The 18,672-nt window shown below is 70.5% G+C and carries 12 protein-coding genes and 2 pseudogenes; 7 read left to right on the top strand and 7 right to left on the bottom strand.

What is annotated here, in order from left to right; translation table 11 throughout:
- Positions 1-5: 5 nt before the first annotated feature.
- Positions 6-1,037 carry a LacI family DNA-binding transcriptional regulator gene (locus tag ADL25_RS05230; RefSeq protein ID WP_059126434.1) on the top strand — a complete coding sequence of 344 codons (1,032 nt, stop codon included), beginning with the start codon at positions 6-8 and terminating at the stop codon, positions 1,035-1,037.
- Positions 1,038-1,170: 133 nt separating this feature from the next.
- Here the strand turns inward: ADL25_RS05230 and ADL25_RS05225 are convergent, their stop codons facing one another.
- Both ADL25_RS05225 and ADL25_RS05220 read right to left on the bottom strand, forming a co-directional pair.
- A complete protein-coding gene (locus ADL25_RS05225; RefSeq protein WP_059126433.1) occupies positions 1,171-1,671 on the bottom strand; it encodes a GNAT family N-acetyltransferase in 501 nt (166 codons plus the stop codon).
- Between the two features lie 145 nt (positions 1,672-1,816).
- Entirely contained in the window at positions 1,817-5,833 is a 4,017-nt protein-coding gene (locus ADL25_RS05220) for a S8 family serine peptidase (RefSeq protein ID WP_059126432.1), read from the bottom strand.
- A 185-nt stretch (positions 5,834-6,018) separates the two neighbouring features.
- Between ADL25_RS05220 and ADL25_RS05215 the strand changes: the two genes are divergently transcribed.
- A complete protein-coding gene (locus ADL25_RS05215; protein ID WP_059126431.1) occupies positions 6,019-6,996 on the top strand; it encodes a helix-turn-helix domain-containing protein in 978 nt (325 codons plus the stop codon).
- A 153-nt stretch (positions 6,997-7,149) separates the two neighbouring features.
- Here the strand turns inward: ADL25_RS05215 and ADL25_RS52100 are convergent.
- A pseudogene (locus tag ADL25_RS52100) lies at positions 7,150-7,425 on the bottom strand (transposase); the annotation flags it as partial.
- 291 nt (positions 7,426-7,716) lie between these two features.
- On the opposite strand from ADL25_RS52100, the gene ADL25_RS05210 reads away from it, so the two are divergent.
- Positions 7,717-8,325, top strand: a complete 609-nt coding sequence (locus ADL25_RS05210) for a YdeI/OmpD-associated family protein (RefSeq protein ID WP_199839111.1) — start codon at positions 7,717-7,719, stop codon at positions 8,323-8,325.
- A 325-nt stretch (positions 8,326-8,650) separates the two neighbouring features.
- On the opposite strand, the gene ADL25_RS05205 is transcribed toward ADL25_RS05210, so the two are convergent.
- Positions 8,651-9,388, bottom strand: a complete 738-nt coding sequence (locus ADL25_RS05205) for an SDR family oxidoreductase (protein ID WP_059126430.1) — start codon at positions 9,386-9,388, stop codon at positions 8,651-8,653.
- 342 nt (positions 9,389-9,730) lie between these two features.
- Here ADL25_RS05205 and ADL25_RS05200 point away from each other — a divergent pair, with 342 nt between their 5' ends.
- Both ADL25_RS05200 and ADL25_RS05195 read left to right on the top strand, forming a co-directional pair.
- Positions 9,731-10,627: a helix-turn-helix transcriptional regulator gene (locus tag ADL25_RS05200; protein WP_079050182.1), complete on the top strand. Its 897-nt coding sequence runs from the start codon at positions 9,731-9,733 to the stop codon at positions 10,625-10,627.
- Positions 10,628-10,790: 163 nt separating this feature from the next.
- Positions 10,791-11,894, top strand: a complete 1,104-nt coding sequence (locus ADL25_RS05195; RefSeq protein WP_059126428.1) for a hypothetical protein — start codon at positions 10,791-10,793, stop codon at positions 11,892-11,894.
- 17 nt (positions 11,895-11,911) lie between these two features.
- Here the strand turns inward: ADL25_RS05195 and ADL25_RS05190 are convergent, their stop codons facing one another.
- Positions 11,912-13,534, bottom strand: coding sequence for an ATP-binding SpoIIE family protein phosphatase (locus ADL25_RS05190; protein WP_159044887.1), 1,623 nt, complete (start codon positions 13,532-13,534; stop codon positions 11,912-11,914).
- A 227-nt stretch (positions 13,535-13,761) separates the two neighbouring features.
- Here ADL25_RS05190 and ADL25_RS05185 point away from each other — a divergent pair, with 227 nt between their 5' ends.
- Together ADL25_RS05185 and ADL25_RS05180 are read left to right on the top strand one after the other, a co-directional pair.
- A complete protein-coding gene (locus tag ADL25_RS05185) occupies positions 13,762-14,436 on the top strand; it encodes a response regulator (RefSeq protein WP_059126426.1) in 675 nt (224 codons plus the stop codon).
- Complete coding sequence (locus ADL25_RS05180) at positions 14,433-15,494, top strand: sensor histidine kinase (RefSeq protein ID WP_059126425.1); 1,062 nt, start codon at positions 14,433-14,435, stop codon at positions 15,492-15,494. Before ADL25_RS05185 ends, ADL25_RS05180 begins: the two co-directional genes overlap by 4 nt.
- Positions 15,495-15,701: 207 nt before the next feature.
- Here the strand turns inward: ADL25_RS05180 and ADL25_RS05175 are convergent.
- Together ADL25_RS05175 and ADL25_RS05170 are read right to left on the bottom strand one after the other, a co-directional pair.
- Positions 15,702-16,429, bottom strand: a pseudogene (locus ADL25_RS05175) (MgtC/SapB family protein).
- A gap of 257 nt (positions 16,430-16,686) precedes the next feature.
- Positions 16,687-17,853, bottom strand: a complete 1,167-nt coding sequence (locus tag ADL25_RS05170) for an alanine--tRNA ligase-related protein (protein WP_059126518.1) — start codon at positions 17,851-17,853, stop codon at positions 16,687-16,689.
- Positions 17,854-18,672: the final 819 nt, after the last annotated feature.

Raw genomic sequence — 18,672 nt, 5'->3', positions numbered from 1 at the left:
CCGGGATGGCGGACACACGTGGACCGAGGGACGCGCAGCCGACCTTGCGGGACGTCGCCGAGCGTGCGGAGGTCAGCGCCATGACCGTCTCGCGCGTCCTGCGCGACGACCCCAAGGTGGCGCCGGCCACCGCGGCCCGGGTGCGCACGGTCATCGCGGAACTCGGCTACCGGCGCAACGAGATGGCCCGCAGCCTGCGACTGGGCAGCGGGACCGGACTTGTCGGGCTCGTCGTCACCAACCTCGCCAACCCCTTCTACTCCCGCCTGGCCCTGGGCGTGGATTCCGTGCTCGCCCAGCACGGTCTCAAGTCCGTCATCGGCAACACCGGACAGGACCTGGACAGCGAGCGGAGCCTCGTCCAGGACCTGGTGGCCCGCCGGGTCGACGGCATCATCGCCGTGCCCGCCGACGCCGACCAGCGCCATCTGGCCGCCGCCGCGGCCGAGGGTGTGCCCGTGGTGCTCGCGAGCCGCCCGCCGAACGATTTCGCCGCCGACTGCGTGCTGGTCGACGACTACGGCGGGGCGCGCACCGCCACCGAGCGGCTGCTGGCCGCCGGGCACCGCAGGATCGGCTTCCTCGGCTCGCCGCCGACCGTCTACACGAGCATCGAGCGTCTGCGGGGTTACGCCGATGCACTGGCCGACGCGGGTATCCCCGCCGAGCCCGCCTACATCCGGCAGGGCCAGCAGCAGACCGGCGAAGCCGCCCGTGCCGCAGGCGAGTTGCTCGACCTCCCGGAGCCGCCCACGGCGCTGTTCTGCTCCAACAACCGCAACACCATCGGCGCCTTCCGCGCCATCCGCCGTGCGGGCACGACCACCGCGCTGGCCGGCTTCGACGACTTCGAACTCGCCGACGCGCTGGGGCTGCCGCTGACCATCGTCGCCTACGACAGCGACGAACTCGGCCGTGAGGCGGGCCGACTGCTCGCCACCCGTATCGGGGACGGCTCCGTGCGCTCCGCCACCCGTCGGACCGTCGTGCCGACCACACTCGTGCACTACGGCACCGCGGGGAGCACCGCGCACTGATCGAGGCGCACCTGCATTCCGCAGGACATGGGTTCCGCGCGCCGCTCGGGCGGTGATCGGCCCGGACCGGGCGCCACTTGAGGCCGAAGCCACCGGTTCGCGGAGAGCCTTCGTCAAGCTGCAGGATCGCGTGCTACGGCTGCGGCACGAGGTCGAGTCGGTACCAGGTGCCCGTCTTGCCACCGAGGTCGGCAGGGGCCGCCGGGCCGACCGGGACGAACCCGGCCTTGGCCAACACTTTTCGGGAGGCGTCATTGTCGTGTGCGGCGGCCGCCCGCAGCGTGCGCAGTCCGTGCCGCGCCACCGCGAGTCGGCACAGCTCCCGGACGGTCGCGGTGGCCACGCCGCGGCCGGCGATGTGCTGGGCGACGCGGTAGCCGAGTTCGGCGGTGCCGTCTTCGACGTCGTACAGATTGAACCGGCCCAGAACCGAGCCGTCCTCGGCGATCAGTACGTAGAACGCGTTGATGCCGGCGTCCTGCTGGGCCAGCATGGCGCTGAGCCGCTCCGAGAATCGATCGAAGAACGCGTCGCCCCGATCGGAGACGGCGGCGGCGAAGTAGGCGCGGTTCGCCAGCTCGAAGGCGAGGACCGCCGGGCCGTGGTCGGCGTGCAGCAGCTTCAGCTCGGGCATTCTGCGAACCTACCCGGACAGTGCGTTCGGAGCACCCGGGTTTCCGTGGAGGTCGAGCCGGCCTGTCCGGGCGGCCGGCTGCGGGGGCGTGCCCCGGGGGCCCGTAGCACGTACGGGCCCCCGGGACGGAGGACGGGTCGGTCCGTCAGTAACTGAACTGCTGGATCTGCTGATCGTTCGGGCCGTACGTCCACCCGGTCCTGCTGCCGGGATCCAGCTGGAGCGCGTTCTCTGCCCCGCCGTGGGTGCCGATGGCGAAGCCGGTCAGTGTGCGGATCACCGTTCCGGTCGTGAGATCCATGACGACCAGCTGACTGGTGGCGTTGTTGTCCGGCACCCACATCCCGGCGCCGAAGTAGGCCTTGCCCTCCGGCGTCGCGTAGGACACCACGGCGATCCGGTGGGTGCCGTCCACCGCGAGGGCCGAGGCCTTGCCCAGGCGCACGCTCATGGCATCGGCCGACTCACCGCTGGTCTCGTCGATCGGTCCGAGCACACTCGTGGGAACGATGTTGACGCTGGGCACGGTCGCCGAGAGGTTGAACAGCGATCCGGCTCCGTCGGAGGCGATGCCGTGACTGCATCCGGAGGTGCTGCCGAGGCCGGTCACCGTCCGGGTGACCAGGTCGACCTTGGCCGGCGTCACTCCGCCGAGGCAGTTGAAGGCCCCGGCGGCCTTGGCCAGGAAGACGTCGCCGGTCGAGGAGTCGAGGGTGAGCAGACTGTACGTTCCGGCCGGCACGTCGGTCGGGTCGGCCTGGATCGGATCGCCCGTGGTGCCCGTGCCGAGGTCCACGGGCAGGACCAGGTCGGCCTTGTCGGTCCCGTGCAGGAGCATGGCGCCCCTGTTGTGAACGCCGTCGATCCGGCCGGTGACGTAGGTGTACTTGTCGGTGGGCAGCACGGTGACGCCGGCGAGGGAGTCCGTCGTCGTGTTCCAGGTCTCGACCCGGACATCGCCGTCGGCCGCGGCCTTGTGGGCCAGCAGAACACGGTTCGCGGTGGCTCCCACGACCTCGTAGGACGCGCCGGAGCCCGGGTCGGAGGTGATGACGTCGCCGTAGCGTCCGGTCGCCGTCGAGTAGTGGCGGACCTCGGAGCCGCCCGAAGCGGTGGCCAGCGCCGCGACGGAGTGGGGACCGGCCGCGGCGAAGCTCTCCACCGACGCACCGCCGGGCGCCTGCCCGTCGTCGAAGGCCAGCGTCGACAACGGGGACGCCTGACCCACTACCTGGCCGTTGCGGCCGAGGGCGAGCACCCGGACGTTGTAGCTGTCCGAGCTGCCGAGGCCCAGTGCCGCGGCGTCCAGGCGCACCGAACCGGAGGCGGCCTGCAGCGTGCGGTGCAGTACCGACGGGCTGTTCACGCCGTCGTGGTCGAGTCGGGTGCCGTTGGCGTTGGTGAAGGTGTTGAGCGTGCCGTGCTGGGTGGGGGCCGGCGCGGAGAACTCCACCTCGGCGGCCCGCGCACCCGGGACGTCCCGCACGTCGTAGCGGAGCGTGAACATGGAGGCGTCGCGGGATACTTCAGCGCTGTGGCCGGCGATGCCGTTCGCTCCGGTCAGGACCGGTGCGGCCGGGCGGTTCGCCGCCGTGCCGCCGTCCACCCGGATCGGGGCGAACTCCCCGTAGGCGACGGACAGCGGGTTGCCGCCGAAGCCCCGCTGGGCGATACCGATGCCGTAGAGGCCACCGCCGTTCGCGAACGCCTCAGCGGGAATCGTCACCGTTCCCTTGGGCGCGGTCAGCGCCTGGTGCCAGCCGGCGGTGAACAGGGGAGCGAGGCTCGGGTTCCAGTGACCGACCGTGGACACCACGAGCTGCGGGTCGGAGGTCGACGCGACACCGGTGAGGTCGTACGAGACGGTGACCGGATGCCCGGCGCCGACCGTCGCCGGAGCGTCGGGGGCGGTGGCCTCCGCGTAGGTGCCGTCGCTGGGGCCGACGGCGAGAGTACGGCTGGTGCTCACGCGGGTGCGCCCGTCGACCAGTACGCGGTAGGTCACGGTGATCTGCCGGTCCGTCGTGGAGGTCAGGGGCAGACCGGCGGCGGTCAGGAGCTGGGCCGGTGTCACGCGTATCGCGGGGCTGTCGGAGGAGCGGAAGACCGTCTTGCCGACCGTGAGGGTGTACTGGGCGCGGCCGCTCACCCCGGTGGTGTCGCCGGCGAAGGTCACCGGACCGACCAGGCCTTCACCGTTGCCGCCGGAGGATCGGTCCCCGAGGTCGATACGGCCAGGGTCGCTGGTCTCCATGAAGGCGCCGCCGAGGTCGCCGATGGTGACGCGGTGCGCGACGGACAGGCGCACCAGTGACGGGGACCCGGAGCTGCGGCCCAGCGCCCTCTCGGTCGCCGCCGTCACGTCGATCTGCGGGCCTACGTGCAGCGCACGATCGATCTGCGGCGGGGTGGAGACCGCGCGACCGGTCTTCTCGAGGATGTCCCTTACCTGTGCGGGAGTCAGACGGTGGCCGCCGAGCCGCCCGGCCTGGAGTACGACCGCCGCTGCGGCGGCGATCTCGGGGGCAGAGGCGGACGTGCCGCCGTTGAGGGACACGGCGACGTCCTGCGCCCCGCCCTGGGCCTGATGGGAGAAGGCCAGGATGTTGTCGCTGGGCGCCGAGAGGTCGACCCGGCTGCCGAAGCCCGAGGAGAAGGTGCCGAAGCCGCTGAGCCGAGTCTCGGCCGTGGTCGCGTCGCCCCGTGGTCCTGCGGCCAGGGTGTCGTCCACAGTGGTGCCGCCCGCGGCTATCGCCCCGCTGTCGGGGACCCTCGAGGGCGTCGTGGACTCCGCGTCGTCGGCGATGGTGGTGGCGGAGCGGGTGTCGGGGGCGAGGTCGGTGGGCGTGCTGCCGCCGTCGGGGCCGACGGAGGCGGGCGTGTAGAGGCGCGTGCCGTCGTTGGAGGAGATGGACACCACGACACCGTCGTCATGGACGATGGACGTGACGACGGAACGGATGACCGGGTCGTCCTCGAGATAGCGGCCGGGGAAGCCCTCGGCGTCGGTGCCGAAGCCGAGGCTGGCCGTGATCACGTCGGGCTTGGGCGACTGGTGGGCGGCAGCCAGGAGGGCGCCCGCGATCCGGTCGGTGGTCGGCTGCTGTGGGACGACCAGTCGGTAGTTCGCGCCGGGGGCGATGCCCAGAAGGTCGGTGTAGCCGCTGCCGGTCGCCTCGGGACGCTGCCGGTCATGGGCGAGCGGGGCCATGACGCCGAAGTCGAGCATGACTTCGTCGAGGGAGGGGTCCTGCTGTTCGGTCGACGCGGCGCCGTCCAGACCGCCGGAGTCCTTGGCCACATAGGTCGGGATGAGCGGCATCGACGGCAGGTCGAGGTAGCGCTGTCCGTTCTTCAGGACGGTGGTCGGGCCGTTGGACCGTACGTACGAGTCGCCGTCGTCGGCCATCGACTGGTCGGTGAGGTCGCCGATCGACACGTTCGTGATGGTCTCGCCGGTTCCGGGCTGCTGCCCGTACCGACCCTGGAGCAGGGAGAAGGCGCCGATCGCGTTCACACCGCCGGAGTTGAGGAACGCCTGCGCGGAGGTGCTGAGGGTGTCGTTGGCCGGGACGGCGTCCGTGGGCGACGTCGATGGTGTCCTGCCGGTCCTGGCGGAACCGCTGGTGTGCGCGGCGGGGAAGGACCGGACTGCCGCGGACGGCAGCGACCGGGCTCCGGTGTTCATGGTGTTGACGTAGCGGTTGGGCTCGGCGTCGGCGATTCCTCGAGTGCCGCGCAGGGAACGTGCGACGGCGGCGGAGTCGCGCCGGCCGGTGGTGAGGACGTAGGTCCGGGACTGCCCGGCGCCGTCCTTGTTCACGAGCGGGTGCAGTGATGTGGCGCCGACGGCCCGGAACTTGGCGTTGAGGGCCGCGCTGTTCGTCTGCGGGGTCCGGGCGGCGAGGCGAGTGCCGGGCAGGGGCGTTCCGGTGACCGAGGTCTGCTGGTCCAGCGTCACCAGGGTCTGGCCGGGAACGGCACCGTGCCGCTGCTCGTCGGGTCTCGGCGACGCCTGCGTGGCGGGTGTGCGGACCGGGGGAGCGGGGGTGGTCGGAGGCGCGGCGGATGCGGGCAGTGCCACGGCGGTCCCGGCGACGGTGAGGGCGAGGACTGCGCAGGCGCGCAGCAGCCGTGGGGCCGGTGGTCGGGCTTGGGGCATAGGGGCACCTTCCGCTGTTGTCCGGTGTGCTGACACACGACAGGGACGTGGGCCCGCGCAACACCGCAGGACAACGCCCCTTTTCTCCAGGGAAGATGTCAATGGAAGCGGACCGGGCGCAAGGACGCTGCTGTGGCCAGCTTCCGCCAGGTGGCGACTGGTTGCCAGGAACGACCGGAGTGGAAATGGAATTTGACGTCGTCGGACTCAGCGACGAAACACAACTCGTCTACACCGCCCTGGTGGGGCTGCCCCGGAGTACCGCTTCGCAGGTCGCCGGAGCGTGTGGGATGAGCGTGCGCGCGGTGGGCAGGTTGCTGTCCGTTCTGGTCAAGGACGGCCTTGCCACCAGATCCGCGGGCCGTCCGCCGCACTTCACCGCGGCGGCTCCCGATGTGGCGGTCAGCGAGCTGATCCAGGAACGTGAGCGCCGGCTCGACTCGGCCCGCTCCCTGGTGCAGCAGCTCGCCGAGAAGCACCGCGAGGCCCACCGGATCAGTGATCCGAACATCGCCGTGGAACTGCTCACCAGCCACGAGGACATCAGCGCGGCCGTCCACCGGCTCACGCAGGGTGCCCGGCGCCAGGTGCGGGCCTTCGACCGGCCTCCCTATGTCGACCGGCCGGGGAGCAACCTGGACAACCAGCGCCGGCGGCAACGCACGGGTGTCGTCCACCGGGTGATCTACGATCGGGCCGCCGTGGACTGGCCGGGTCGGCTCCAGGAGGACATCCTGCCGAGCATACGCGCCGGTGAACAGGCCCGGGTGCTGGCGGAGTTGCCGCTGAAACTGGTGATCTCGGACGACAGGTCCGCGATCATCCCCTTCAGCCTCGCGCCCGGCGGCCATTCCGCGGCCTATCTCATCCAGCCTTCACCGATGCTCGTGGCTCTGGAGGCGCTGTTCGAAGTCGAGTGGGAACGGGCGACGCCGCTTCGGGACACCAGGTCCCCGGTCGAACGACCGGGCAGCCCCGATGCCGAAACCCTCGCCCTGCTGAGGCTGCTGTCCTCCGGTTGTTCGGACGCGGCTATCGCGCGCACCCTGGGCTGGAGTCAGCGCACCACCCAGCGCCGTATTCACCGCCTGATGGCCGAACTGGGCGCCGACACCCGCTTCCAGGCGGCGGCCCAGGCGGCCCGCCGCGGCTGGCTCGAGTGAATCGGCACCATCCGGAGCGGTTCTCCACGACGGGGCAGCTCCGCGCCTGCCCGGCACTCGCCCCGGGTCGGCATGCGGGGTCTTCAAAGTTGAGCGGTGCAGCGGTGTCCGCGGGGCTCGGCGGGTGGTGACGCAGCGTGCCCGCAACCGCTGGTTGTCGGCGTTGCGGAAGCCGAACGCGTTACGGGCGACGAGTTTGATCACGCGGTTGATCCCATCGTTCTTGGCGCTGCCGTGCCCGGTGTCGATGAACGCGGCGATCTCGGCCCACCCGCGGTCGACGGCGGACTTCAGGGATGTCGGAGTCCGCGCACCAGGTGAGGAACTCGCAGCGGCGTTGCCGACTTGGCGGCGGTCGGCTCCGGTGCGGGCGGTCGGTCTCGCGGCACCACCAGCGGCGCTTGTGCCGGCGGAACTCCAATCCGTCATCGCCGTCAAGGAGATCGCGCGGCCGGGTCACCGCCGAGCCTTTCACCTGGCTGGCGAAAACCCCGCAGGCCGGGCGGGCCCTGGCCTCTCGTCGGCCGTGACCAGGTGAATTCGGCGCCTTCCGTAGGCCAGCCGCTCAACCCGCGCGACGGACACCCCGTCGAGGTCGAGCAGCAACGTCGTATCGTTTGAGCAAGTCCGTGGCTCCTGCATGATCGTTCTGCGTCGGGAACAGAGATGATCACGCAGATCCACGGACATCCTGCATCCGGGGCCGTGCCCGAATGCGTCATGACGATCGGCCGGGTGTGGTTCGCTGCTGGGGTGACTCAGGACTTGGAGATCGTCGTATTCGAATCCGCCGAGGTATTCGAGGCATGGCTCGGTGAGAACCACGCCGACTCGCCGGGCATCTGGCTCAAGCTCCGTAAGAAGGGCCCCGGAATCGTCGCGCTGGACTACGCTCAGGCGCTCGACGTGGCACTCTGCTACGGCTGGATCGACGGCCAGAAGGCCAAGTTCGACGACCAGTGGTGGCTCCAGCGGTTCACCCCGCGCAAGCCGCGCAGCAAGTGGTCCAAGGTCAACCGGGACAAGGTGGCCGCCTTGATCGAGCAGGGCCGGATGCATCCGCCGGGGCAGGCCGAGGTCGACCGCGCCAAGGCAGACGGCCGCTGGGAGGCGGCTTACGACGGCGCGAAGACCGCCACGGTGCCGGACGACCTCACGGCGGCCCTGAACGCCGACCCGGCCGCGGCGGAGTTCTTCGAGACACTGGACCGGCAGAACCGCTACGCGATCCTGTACCGGGTCCAAGACGCCAAGAAGGCCGAGACCCGGGCGCGCCGGATCGAGAAGTACGTAGCGATGCTGGCGAAGGGCGAGAAGCTGTATCCGTAGTCGCGGAGAAGGACCGTGGCCGTGTGGTGGCCCGGGGCCCCGGCGCGCCTGCGGCCTCGGCAGCGGCCACCAGGCGCCCTCGCTGAGCGCGCGAGGAACAGCAAGATTCCCGCCGCGACGACCCAGTTCCGGGGCTTCACCGTTTCCTCCGTGTCCGTGCCGTCCTGCTACAGGATCTTGGAGCCGTTCTTCGCCATCCGCGCAAGCCTCCCGGTTCGATCCGACGGTCTGTGACCACGTACAACCAGGTGCCAGGTGCCGGAGGAGCGGAGACTAGCCGCACTTGAGTCGCGACCGCCGCGCTCCGCCGGCTTTCGCTCCGGCGTCAGCCCTGTGCGGTGGGGCGCACGATCAGCTCGTTGACGTCCACCTGCATCGGCTGATCGACGGCGAAGGCGATGGCGTCGGCGATGGCCGAGGCCGGGATCGCCAGTCGCTCGGCCGCCGCACGCGCCGCGGCCCGGGCCTCGGCCGACCCACCGCGGTGGGTCAGCTCGCTCTGTGTGAACCCGGGACTGACGACGGTGACCCGGACATCCCGGCTCTCCTGCCGTAGCCCTTCGGACAGTGCCACCACACCGAACTTGGTGGCGCAGTAGACCGCTGCGGTCGGGTCCACCCGGTGCCCCGACGTCGAGGCGACATTGACGATGTGCCCGCCGCCCTGGCGCTGCATGTGAGGCAGTACCGCGGCGATGCCGTAGAGCACGCCACGCAGATTGACGTCGATCATCTGCTCCCACTCGGCGATGCGCAGGTCCGCGATCGGCGACAACGGCATCACGCCGGCGTTGTTGATCAAGACGTCGACACGCCCGTACTCCTCGATCCCGGCGGCCGCGAAAGCGTGCACGGAGTCGAGGCTGGTCACGTCCAGCTCGCGGTGGACGACCGATGACCCACCGGCACGCAGCTCCTCGGCGAGGGACGCCAGGCGTACGGTTCGGCGGGCACCGAGCAGCAGCCGGTGGCCGAGCCCGGCCAGCCGACGGGCGGTGGCCTCGCCGATTCCACTACTCGCCCCGGTGACGAGGACGGTCTTCGATTCCGCTGACGTGGTCATGGTGCTCCTTCGGGATGTTCCGGCGGCGGCCGCCGCATCCCCCACCTCAGTGGGCTCGACCGGATCCCGGAAGGCTGCGTGTACCTGGGTGTGCGGCACCCAGGTACACGCAGCCTTCCTGGTCTCTCGGTGGCGGTGGACGCTGGTGTCTCGGCGACACCGGCAGGAGCCCGCAGGGACGGCGTCACTCATGGGGCCGCCGTCAGCCCCGAGCGCGGCGGATCGTCGGCGCGGGCTTCACCGGGACCCGTCCTCGCCGCAGCCGCCGGTCGGGGCGATGTCAGTGGGCGGTCGTACGATCCGTCGGTCCGGGGCAACGGCGAGCCGAACGGGAGACGAAGCATGATCACGCGTTTGACGGTCCCGAATCATCGAAGGGGGGATCCGGCGAGCGCGGCTGCCCTTGGGGACACGGCGGCGGATGACAACGAACTCGGCGCGTTTCTCCGTGCCAGTCGCGCACGCGTGGAGCCCGCGGACGCCGGACTCGCCGGTGGCGTCTCCAAACGGCGTGTCCACGGTCTGCGGCGCGAAGAGGTCGCGGTGCTGGCCGGGGTCAGCGCGGACTACTACGCCCGCCTCGAGCAAGGACGCGAGCGCCACCCCTCCGCACAGGTGATCGATGCCCTCGGGCGGGCATTCCGCCTCGCGCCCGATGCGCGCGAGCATCTGCACCGGCTGGCGGGGCTCAACCCCAGGCTCGGGCCGGACAGCAGGCGGGAACTGGTGCATCCCGCGCTTCTGCACCTGCTGGAAGCATTCCCCCGTGCCGCGTCCTACGTGCTCGGCCCGGCCTTCGACGTACTGGCGACCAATGCGATCGCCGACGCGCTCCTGGCGCCGTTCGGAGACGTGCGGAACATGCCACGCATCCTGTTCACCCACCCTCGAGCGAAGACGGTGTTCGCTGATCGGGAGCTGCTGCGGCGCAGCACCGTGTACGCACTGCGCCTGAACGCCGGGCAGTTCCCGCACGACGCGGGCATCAGCGGCTTGGTCGCCGAACTCAAGACGGCCTCAGAGGAGTTCAGGGTGCTGTGGGACGACCACGGCGTCGCAGGTCTGACCCGTGCATTCAAGGTGTTCGTGCACCCCGACGTGGGGCGCATCGAGCTGACCTATCAGACCTTCGACGTGGTGGACGCTCCGGGGCAGCAGCTGCTCGTCGGCACCCCCGAGCCCGGAAGTCGCAGTGAGGAGGCCATGGCGTTTCTGGCCTCGGCAGCGCCCTCCCCCTGAGCTGCCACGGCCTCGTACGAATCCATATGTGCCTCCCCCCGGACGCGGCACACACCGTGAAGCAGCTGCCTCACCGTCCGTCGCTACGCATTCCGGGCCGGGGACACCGCCCGGGCCCGGGTCAGCCCGCGGCCACACCTCGAATCAACCGAAGAGACAAACCATGCCTTTTGCCGACGAACTCATCAACGGTCACACCGCCCACACGCTGACCCAGGCCGTCCGCACCGTGCTCCCCGACGCGGACCCCGCTTGGTTGCGGGCGGCCGCACAACAACTCGACTCCCTCTCGTTGCGCGAGCGCTCCGACCTGCTGCGGGACGCCCTGGTCGCGGACGTACCGGGGGCCTACGCCGAGCTGGCGCGGGTCGTGCGCGCAGCTCACGCCGGCGTGCCGGCGTTCACCGGATGGCTCATCTGGCCGGTCACGAGCGCCATCGCCACGAAAGCCGTCGCGGAGGGGACCGATGACGCCTTCGACGACGCGATGACGCTTCTGGCCGCTCTGACCGGACGGCTGACCTCGGAGTTCGCGATCCGTGTCCTGCTGCGGCACGACGTCGACCGGGCGCTGCAGATCATCGCCGACTGGACGGCGTCGCCCGACAGCGACGTGCGCCGTCTCGCCTCGGAGGGCACGCGGCCCTACCTTCCCTGGGCGATCCGCGTGCCGGTGCTGATCGCCCGCCCCGGCGTGACCGTGCCCGTCCTCGACGCCCTCTACCGCGACGAGAGCGAGTACGTCCGGCGGTCGGTCGCCAACCATCTGAACGACCTCAGCCGTGACCAGGCCGACCTCGTCGTGGCGACGGCCCGTGACTGGCTCGCCGACCCGGCCCCTACCACCGGACGGCTCGTACGCCATGGACTGCGCACGCTCGTCAAGCGCGGTCACCCCGGCGCCCTGGAACTGCTCGGCTTCGCTCCGGCGACCCTTGAGATCGGCGGACCGGTGCTCGACCGGATCACCGTGCCGTTCGGCGGGAGCGTGCGCTTCACCGCGACGATCCGCAACGCGGGGGACCAGGAGGCCCGGCTGTCGATCGACTACGTGGTCCACCACAACAAGGCCAACGGCTCACAGAGCTCCAAGACGTTCAAACTCACGACCCGGACGCTGGCCCCGGGCGAGAAGGTCGAGGTGAGCCGTGAGCACTCCTTCCGGCCGATCACGACTCGCCGCTATCACCCGGGCCCGCACGCAGTGTCGCTACAGGTCAATGGCGTGGCATCGGACCGGGCCGAGTTCGAGCTCGGGGCGCCCTGACCCGGCGGGCCGAGTGTTCACGCCACGTCGATGGCCTGCTCCGCCCAGACGATCTTGCCCGGTGCCGTGTAGCGCGTGCCATGGGCCCGGGCGAGATGGGCGACGATGATCAAACCGCGGCCGCCCTGGTCGTTCGGCGCCGGTATGTGAGTGCGCGGGGCCGCGCTGCTGTTGTCCGACACCTCGCAGATCAGGGCGGCATCGCGAATGAGGCGCAGACCGATCGGACCGGTGGAGTAGCGGATCGCGTTGGTGACCAGTTCGCTCACGACCAGGGTGGTGTTGAAGGACAGGTCGGGAAGTCCCCAGGCGGTCAGCTGCGTCGCGGTCCGGTCACGTGCGTCGGCCACGGCGGTGGGGTCGTTGGGCAGCTCCCAGGTGGCGATGTCCATGGGGGCGACAGCCCGTGTGCGGGCGGTGAGCAGTACGTGCGCGCCCCTTCCGGTCAACGGCAGACGGGCGTCCCCACCGGTGCAGGCGCCGTTCCGTGCCTCTTGGTCGTCCGATGCATCGCCACGTTGCTCCGGGGCGCCTGCACAGCTCAGGACGAGGAGGCTGCCCGGCGGAACGTCGAACACGGCGACGTCGTAACCGTCCCCGTCGGCGGCGTCCGAAGCGGTGGGACCGACGGATGTGACGTCACCGTCGGGGGCGACGACGGTGAGGCCGGCCGCGCCCGCACGGGCCGCGGTGCAGCGGCGGGTCACCGGATCGTAGACCGCGTACAGACAGTGGGTCTGCGCCGAGGACCGGTCGGCAGCCGGCCCTTCCACCGGGGGCGGGGTGGCGGTGACCGTGGAGGGGCGGAGGCTGTGGGTCAGGGCCTCGACGGGCTCGACGTCCAGTGCCGCCAGTGCTGCGACTCGCGCCTTCTGCTGACTCATGACGGCCGCCGCGGCGATTCCGCGGCCACCGGTCGACCCCACGGACAGTCCCACACGGGTGCCCGGGAGCGGAATGACATCGAACCAACCGCCGGGAGCGCCGTCCGCCGGCACATGGCCCCGGACATCCTCGACCGCCGTCAGGTGCGGTGGCCTCGCCAGCAAGGCATGCTGCAGGATGCGTCCCATCGCCTGTTCGCGCAGGTCGCGATGGACATCGTCGAGCATCCGGGCGACCCGGCCCGCGAGCCGTGCCGCCGCCCGAAGTTCGGCCTTCCCGAACGGAGACGAGCCGTTGCACCGGTAGAGGGCCACAAGCCCGAGAACGACGCGATGGGCGACCAGCGGAACCACCATGAGGGAGTGCACCCCGTCCTGGTGCATCAGCGGGGCCCTGGCCGGGTCGCGGGCGAGCCAGTGAGCCTGCGGCGGAAGGGACGCGATGACCCGCGGTCGCCGATCCGAGAGAGTACGCCGGTAGGGCGTTCCGGACGGAATGCGGCTGACCTCGCCGATCCGGTAGGCGCACCGTGAACCATGACCGCACACGGCGCGGAAGGCCGCTCGCCGGAAGCCTTGGCAGGCGCCCGCCTCCGACAAGGCACTGCGTTCGTCGAAGAGGGCGTCCGATACCTCGACGGCGGCGATGTCGGCCAGGTCTGGCACCGCTGAGTCGACCAGCTGCCGGGCGATGTCGAAGGCGTCCCGGGCGGGAGAGACATGCCGTCGAGCGGACGCGTGAGGGGAGTACGTCATCATGTTTGCCTCGAGCGTCGAACGGGGGCGTTACCGCCTTCGAGGATCCATCGCCGAGCCGAGGAATGCATCGGTGCCGGGCCACACACGCCATCCGCGATGTGGTGAACCTCTCGTGCGGTGCGTCCACAGGGGACTGCGCCGCTGCCGCAGACCTGGCTGTGGGTTTGCCGCATCGACGACATCGGCGGCTGCCGCAGAGCAGCGCCCGATCTACTGTGGCAGCTATGGACGTGCAGTCTCCCGACGTCGAGCGGTCGGTCTCCCCGAAGACCACCGTTGTGCTCGCGGACGATCATCTGGTGGTCAGGGCGGGGATGCGGCTGCTGCTGTCCCAGGACCCGGCGCTGGAGGTCGTCGCCGAGAGCTCCTCCGTCCCCGAGACCTTCGACATGCTGCGTGAGTACCGTCCCGGGGTTCTCGTCCTGGACCTGACACTGGCCGGTCGGTCGAGCCTGCCGATGATCCCCGAGTTGCTCACGGCGTCCCCCGGCACGCGGATCCTGGTGCTGACCATGCAGGAGGACCCCGCGTTCGCCCGGGCGGCGCTGCGCGGCGGCGCCTCGGGATATCTGCTCAAGGAGGCGGCCGCGGAGGAACTGCTGGCCGCCGCCCGTCAGGTCGCAGGCGGGTCCACATATGTGCAGCCCGCTCTCGGTGCCCGGCTGGCCGTCGAAGGGGCCGGACCGCAGCGGGCCGCCGAGCCCGAACCGCTGACCGAACGCGAGGCGGAGGTCCTGTCCCTGGTGGCGCTGGGACACACCAACCAGGAGATCGCTCAGCGCCTGTATGTGTCCGTACGGACCGTGGAGAACTTCCGCGCCCGTATCCGGGACAAGCTCGGTAAGGAAACCCGGGCCGAATTGATTGCTGCGGCCCGGGAGCGTGGACTGGTGGCATGACCGGAAAGCAGCCGAGCCGCCCGGGCCTCGTCTTCGAGGCAGCGGGTACATGTCTGCTCGTATCCGCGATCGCCCTGGAGATCAGCGACGGGCCCCTGCTTCCGGAACTCGTCCTGTCGCTGGCGAGCGCGACGTCCTACGTCGTGGCAGCTCCGCTGAACAGCTCGGGAGGACGCATCCTCCTGGCGGTGGCGGCGGCCCTTGCACTGCTCGTGGCCGTGGCGTGCCTGGTGCGCATCACCATGCAACCCCTGCTCAACGGGCTGCATGTGCTCCCCTTGCTGCTGGTGGTGTACGCCGCCTCCACGAGGCGCAATACGACACAGCGCAGGAGGCTGCTGCAACGCGAACGGCTCCGAGCGCGTCATGACGGTGAAGAGCGGGAGCGCCGACGCTGGGCCCGCGAGCTTCACGACGAGACCCTCCAGGAACTGGGTGCCGTCCAGGTGGTGCTGTCCGCCGCTGCCACCGACGGCCACTCGGAGGCCATGCGCAGCGCCATCGAGCAGGCCCGTGGTCTGGTGGGCAACCAGATCACCTCACTGCGGCACCTGATCGTGGATCTGCGACCGGCCGTGCTGGACGAGTTGGGACTGGGTCCGGCCCTGCAGGCACTGTGCCGGCGGACCACAGAGACCTTCGGCGTGCGCGTCGACTTCCAGATGCCCTGGGGGGACGGCAGCGTTGGCGACCTGCTGCGCCCGACGGCGCAGGCACACGCCTACCGGATCGTGCAGGAGGCGTTGACCAACGCGGTGAAGCACGGCGACCCCTCCCGGATCACCGTCGGCATGAGAAGCGGCACCGGCTCGGTGACACTCACCGTGGCCGACAACGGGTGCGGCATGGCGCAGTCTCCGAACTCCGGACGCCGCCCCGCTCTGCGCGCGGCGACCTCACCAGCCCCCGCACTGCGGGGTGTAGGCCTCTCCGCCATGCACGAGCGCGCCGACCTCATCGACGCTCAGCTCAAGTTCCGCAGCGTCTCGGGGGCGGGTACCACGGTCACCTTGCAGGTTCCGGTGGTCGGCAGGAGGAACAGTCGGACCGAGCCATGAGGCGACGCCGGTTCACGGGGTCCGCCATTCTGCCGGACGCGCCCGAGAAGGCCCTGCCCTTGGCCGTCCCGCCGTTATTCGTCGCGCTTGTATCCGGGGGCCCTTGCCTCAGCCGTCCGCCCCAGCTCCGGGGGAGTCGGCGGCACCTCCGGCCGATCCGTTCGCGCGGCACGGAAGGAGCGGCGGGTGGCCGGTGACGTCAACCGTTCACTCCTCGTCGGTGGTGACCATTTCGACGTCGAGGACGCCTTCGTGCTGGAACAGCGCCGACGCCAATCGACTGGTGTCGGTGGTCCCTTCGAGCTCCAGCATGACGCGGGCCGCGGAGTCGCTGCGCCCGGGGAGCCGCTCGGCCCTGACCTGCAGAATGCGCAAGCCTCGCCGGGTGCAGGTCTCCATCAGCTGTGGCAGCAGCGCTCGGCCGGTGCGGTAGGTGAGACGGGCCTCGATCGTGGTGGCTGTGGTGGCGGGGATGATGCGGGCGAAGAGGCGCGGGTAGCCCGCACGACGAGGAAGTGCACGGCGGTGACGGAGATGGCGAGGATGGGAAGCCCACCACCGCAGGCCATGCCGACAGCGCAGGTGAGCCAGATCGTCGCGGCGGTCGTGAGCCCCCGGACGGCGTCCCTGCGTACGAAGATCAGGCCGCCCCCGATGAAGCCGATCCCGGAGACGATCTGCGCCGCGACCCGGGAGGGGTCGAAGGCGACATGGTCCAGCCCCAGGACATTCGTGAAGCCGTGCTGGGAGACCTCCATCATCAGTGCACTTGCGATGCCGACCAGGGTGTGGGTGCGCAGGCCCGCACTCTTCTGCTGCGCCGCTCGCTCCCAGCCGATCAGACTCGACAACAGCAGCGCGAGCCCGAGCTCCGCAGCCTGCCGCAGCCCTTGCCCGTTGTCCACGTCCCACAAAGGGGCCGACCACCCGGTCATACGCACCTCCCGCCCGGTCACTCCTACCCGCCTGGCGGCGACCATGCCGATGAGGCAGTCGTCCTGCGCTGGTTCCGACCGGCCCCCGGTGCCGGGGCCAAAGCACCCTCCTTGGGAGGTGGAGCCCACGCGGAGCCGGCGGGCGGCGGCACCGCCATGGTCGGCGGTGCCGCCCGTCCCCTCGTCGGTTTCCGTCGCATCAGGCGGTGCCTCACCGGCCCGGCCCGGCAGGTGAGCCGGAGACCGGACCACCGCGTTCATTGCTCTCGCAGGTTCATCACCAGATCGCGTGGCAGACCATGGGTGTCGTGGAGATAGTCGAAGTCCTCGTCCTTCAGCGGGCCTTGGAACCGGGACCGGGCCAGTACTCTGCGCCCGCGCTCCAGGAGCCGGCTGAACCTGCGTTCCTCCTCGAGCAGTTGACGACGCACATCGCCTGGTTCCACGTCCTGCCGGAAGTGGTCCAGGGTGTGCGTGACCAACTCGTCCGGCAGGTCTCCCAGTCGGCGCGACGGATCGTCCCGCCACAGCGCGGTGAGTACTCGTCGCATCAGGCGGCGCAGCACATAGCCTCGTCCGGTGTTGGCCGGACGTACCCCGTCACCGATCACCACGACGGCCGAGCGCAGATGGTCCTGAACGAGACGGAGCGAGCGTTCGTCCAGGGGCCACACGGCCGGCACGAGCCGGCGCCAGAGGTCGAAGACGTCACACTCGAACACGGACGACTTGCCCTGCAGCAGTGAGGCGAGGCGCTCCAGTCCGAGCCCGGTGTCGATGTTGGGCCGGGGGAGCGGCACAAGGAGGCCGTCCTCGAGTCGCCGGTGGCGCATCATGACGTGGTTCCACACCTCGACCCAGCGGTCGTCACGCGTCGGCGTCGAACGGGGCGGGGTGTCGCCGCTCCACAGGAAGATCTCCGAGTCGGGCCCGCATGGGCCGACGGGTCCGTTGGACCACCAGTTGTCCTCCACGGTGAGCTCCACGGGCACACCGAGGTCCTGCCAGAGCCGCAGGGAATCGGTGTCCGGTCCGATCCGGTCGTCGCCGCCGAAGACGGTGGCGTGCAGCAGGCTCGGGTCGACACCGAGCCCTTCCGTGAGCAGCCCGTACCCCCAGTCGAGGCTCTGCGGGCCGCCGTAATCGCCCAGGGACCAGGTGCCGAGCATCTCGAAGACCGTCAGATGGGTGGGATCCCCCACCTCCTCCAGGTCCGTCGTCCGCAGACAGCGCTGCACATTGACCAGCCGACTGCCCAGTGGGTGGGGGCGGCCTTCAAGGAAGGGGGTGAGCGGATGCATCCCGGAGGTGGTGAACAGCACCGAGTCCTCGGGAGGTGGCAGCAGCGTCGAGCCGGTGATGCGGCGGTGGCCGCGCTCCTCGAAGTACTCGACGAAGGTGTGGATGATCTGCTCGGTGTTCATCAGGGGTGACTCCTTGGCGTCGGAGGCACCGGACAACGGGACCGCGTGGTCGTCACACCGGGGCAGGGTCATCGGAACGCCACGGAACCACCGACGGGCCGTTTCCGGTCGCCGATGGGAAAGGGAGAAGGTCAGACGGCGGCAACCGGCGAGCTGGTCGCTCGCGCGGTGACGGTGATGCCGCGGCCTGTGACGTTCATGGCGCCAAGGGTAATGCGCAGTGCCGATCGGGGCACACGAATATCCCGCCCGTGCATACGGTGCCGGCGGCAACGTACCCGCGCTGCGGTCGTGGACGGCCGTCGCGAGACCAGGTTCCTCGGCGCCCCGCACCGGAACGGGGCGAAGGAGGACCCGGTGTGCGCGCACCCGGTGCGGCAGCGCCGCCATATGACACCCGCCCACCACCGGCGCAGGGGACCGGCGGTGAGCCGCCGGACGGGCTCGCGCCTCGTCTCCGCAGGTGAACGGGGGCGTTACCGGTCCAGCCGCATAGCGGACCACCGCTCACGCTCCGCATCATTTCGTGTGATCACCGCGAATGATTTGTGGGCGGTTCATGTCGTGGAAGACGAGGCTTCCTAGCGTCTCGGCGACTTGACACCGTTTCGCACGGGAGCGGTGAACGAAAGGCGCAGAACGAGATGGAAACATCAAGGGAGCCCAAGGACCCGAACCGCAGGGCCGAGGCCGCAGACCTGACCCGCCGGAAGTTCGTGGCCGTGGCGGGCGCCGCGGTCGCGGCGGTCGCGGCGGTCGGCACCGGCGCAGGCACCGCGGGCGCGGCCACCGGATCGACCGCCGAGCCGGCCGACAAGG

It is taken from the genome of Streptomyces sp. NRRL F-5122, assembly GCF_001507435.1.
GTDB classification, from domain to species: Bacteria; Actinomycetota; Actinomycetes; order Streptomycetales; family Streptomycetaceae; genus Streptomyces; species Streptomyces lannensis.
This window is presented reverse-complemented; position numbering and strand designations above follow the sequence as displayed.